The 2,738-nt window shown below is 56.5% G+C and carries 4 protein-coding genes and 2 pseudogenes; 2 read left to right on the top strand and 4 right to left on the bottom strand.

The features are described 5' to 3' along the window. Together MB818_RS21735 and MB818_RS21730 are read right to left on the bottom strand one after the other, a co-directional pair. On the bottom strand, window positions 1-404 hold a 404-nt coding region (locus tag MB818_RS21735), incomplete at its 3' end, for an acyl-CoA transferase (RefSeq protein ID WP_238906508.1). 128 nt (window positions 405-532) lie between these two features. Beyond that, window positions 533-1,282, bottom strand: coding sequence for a DUF6994 family protein (locus tag MB818_RS21730; RefSeq protein ID WP_238906506.1), 750 nt, complete (start codon window positions 1,280-1,282; stop codon window positions 533-535). Window positions 1,283-1,496: 214 nt separating this feature from the next. Between MB818_RS21730 and MB818_RS21725 the strand changes: the two genes are divergently transcribed. Continuing rightward, window positions 1,497-1,799, top strand: a complete 303-nt coding sequence (locus MB818_RS21725) for an SH3 domain-containing protein (protein ID WP_238906504.1) — start codon at window positions 1,497-1,499, stop codon at window positions 1,797-1,799. Between the two features lie 11 nt (window positions 1,800-1,810). Here the strand turns inward: MB818_RS21725 and MB818_RS21720 are convergent. Beyond that, a pseudogene (locus MB818_RS21720) lies at window positions 1,811-1,948 on the bottom strand (acyl-CoA transferase); the annotation flags it as partial. 22 nt (window positions 1,949-1,970) lie between these two features. Here MB818_RS21720 and MB818_RS21715 point away from each other — a divergent pair. Beyond that, window positions 1,971-2,630, top strand: coding sequence for a DUF1643 domain-containing protein (locus MB818_RS21715; RefSeq protein WP_369426351.1), 660 nt, complete (start codon window positions 1,971-1,973; stop codon window positions 2,628-2,630). Between the two features lie 24 nt (window positions 2,631-2,654). On the opposite strand, the pseudogene MB818_RS22150 reads toward MB818_RS21715, so the two are convergent. Further along, window positions 2,655-2,738, bottom strand: a pseudogene (locus tag MB818_RS22150) (DUF6441 family protein); the annotation flags it as partial.

Genomic DNA, 2,738 nt, shown 5'->3' with positions numbered 1-2,738 from the left:
GCCGTGGTGTAGTGTAGCACCACCGGGATCACGGCCGCCTTCAGGCTCGCCGCGCCCTCTACGGCCAGATCGACCGGGCGCAGCGCCTCGGCCTCGATCCAGTCACAAAGCCCGCCCAGCGTGCGATCGGTGGCCAACACAGCGCCGATGCTGGCGCAGAGCGTGTCGAAGGCGCTGTCACGGTCGGCGCCCTGTACCACGGCCTCGATCTCGGCGCGGTGCTGATAGTGGAAGGCCAATGGCGACAGCGTCACCTCCGGCTCGCCCGGCTCGCCATCACGCAGGATCAGAAGACCCTCGGCTGGGACACGCTCGGGCAGCACTTCTCCGCGCAGGCCCGTGGCGGGCAACGCGGAGAGCCGCGCATGCAGCGCGGCGAGGATGGTTTCGCGGGTGGAGGGCATATTGCGCCTTTTGCGGAGCGAGCAAGTGTTTCGCGAACGATGCAGGGCAAAACACGGCTCACTAGAGTTGTGCAGCTATGAGCGCGGTCTCTTTGCAACCAGTTGGTCGTGCCTACGGATCGACCGAATTAAGCGGCCAGCGTTTCGATTCTTCGGTTCCTGGCGATTACAGACTCAACAAGCCGGTCTCTGTATGATCGATATTCGTGAACGTCAGACGGCAACGGCATGGCGTCGAAATCAGTGAATGGAAGCAAGAAATTAATCGAAGTTCCGTCATCCGAGACGAAATCCTGAAGTAGGAAAAATTGGACATAGCCCCTGAAGTTTCCGAACAGGTCAAAAAAGTAGGCGTACCGTGCCAATGTTTCACTGAGTGGGCTGCTCTGATTGTCGTAGTGTCGCCTGATACATTCCAAGCTGAGGTCGAAACGATCTCTGATCTTCCCATGCATGCCACGGGCCTGATTGATAGTCGGTTTCCGCTCGACCTGCCGAGAAGGAAACAGGATGTACGCGCCAACGGTGCTGCAAATCGAGAAGAACCGCGTCAGTTCGTCTTCCGGGATCCTATCTATGATTGGGGCCATCGCTTTGACATATCGGTAGGTATGTCCAAACGAGTCACTGGAAAGGAAGAACTCACCAAGCTCTGATTTGTGATACAGATACGTGCCAGGGCGGCTGTCTGATAGATAAAAGGCACTGCCGTTCGGCAGCGGTTTGCTCCAGAGCATTTTGTGGTAGCTGCGTAACGTGCGGCTGTAGCTGTCCGGATCCATGCCGGCCGGTGTGTCTGAGTAAACATCGAATGACGTGTCAATTTCCATGTTCATTCCAATGATCGCGTTCCTAGTTTCGATCATGATGGCGTTCACGCGGTATCGCTGAAACCGCACTTGCCTGATCGCGTTGCCCAACCATTCTAGCTGAGAAACGAGCGGCTCGGCGATATTTCAGCTGGAATCGCAACCCAAAGCCTATTTGAAAACTTCCGCGATCCCGAAGATCAAACACGGCCATCATGTGGCAGTTTCTTTTGGCGGTCCGATAAACTACGATCTTCATCGAGGCAGAAATCAGGAGAAGACGATGCGCAAAGCCTTCTGTGTCGCGCTGCTGGCGCTTGCTATCGGGACTTCCCTAAGTCCCAACGCTGCAGTGGCCGCGTCGCTCGGACGCTTCGAGGTTTCCGGCGTCGAAGGGGATAACATGCTCAAGATGCGCGCTGGCCCCGGAACCGGGTACCGCGTGATCCTTGGCCTGCCGAACGGTACCGTGTTGCGCGTCCACACTTGCGAGCAGACCGGCGGAACGCGCTGGTGCAACGTATCCCTGAAGCAAGCACGTGGGCTCAAGGGGTATGTATCCTGGGCGTATCTGCGGAAACTGTGACCGAAAGCCTCTGGCTCACCGTCCCGCAAGACGAGCGGGCCGTTGGCCGGCATCCGCTCGGGAAGGACCTCGCCGCGGAGGGCGGTGGCGGGCAACGCCAAAAGCCGCGCGTGCAGCGCGGCGAGGATGGTTTCGCAGGAGGTGGGCATTTGAAAGTGCTAGCTCGATCTTATGCACAATATTTTTTGGTGTCAGTTGCTTACGCACGTTGCCAGGCTGCGAGTCTTCGGAATCCGCACTGAAGGGAAGAGATCAATGATACCGTCGAGAGACAACCCTGGACTGATTGAACCACTACATGTAGCCGGCGGGATGCGTCGCTTGCCACTACCAGAAGGCGTTAGGGGTGAGGAGAATATTTCAGCCGATGGCAGATATCGCCAACGCCTAGTTCGTGATTGGACACCTCAAGGCGTGTGTCCACGATCTATCCTGTGGATCGGTATGAACCCCAGTATAGCGGATGCGCAAGATGATGATCCTACGTGCAAGAGGGAGCGCCTATTGTCAGTGGATCTCGGCTATTCCCGGTATCTGAAAGGTAACGTACTTGATTGGCGAGCCACCAAACCCCGCGATCTTCCAAACCAAATAAATCAAGCCTGCAGCCCCGACAATTTGCCAAGTATTGTGGAGATGGCTGAAGAAGCCGAAATTGTTGTGATTGCACATGGAAATATGCACCAAAGATATGTTCCCATTATCGATCGCACGATTGAAGCGCTTCGACGCGTAGGAAAACCACTGTTTGTCCTTGGAAGAAATGTGACGGGGCACCCAAAACACATACTCCGAATGCCCGTAGAATTGAATCTGGAGCCATTTTATTAACGGCGAAACCAACCGCAAAAAGCTTCATGCTCTCCCCTCCACCCACCTCGCCACGATCAGCCCCGGCACGCTGTCGAGCGCCCGCTCGGCATCCCGCCCGAGATCCAG

It is taken from the genome of Ruegeria alba (assembly GCF_022321465.1).
Taxonomy (GTDB): Bacteria; Pseudomonadota; Alphaproteobacteria; order Rhodobacterales; family Rhodobacteraceae; genus Ruegeria_B; species Ruegeria_B alba.
The sequence above is the reverse complement of the archived record's forward strand: the minus strand, read 5'-3'. Positions and strand labels throughout refer to the sequence as shown.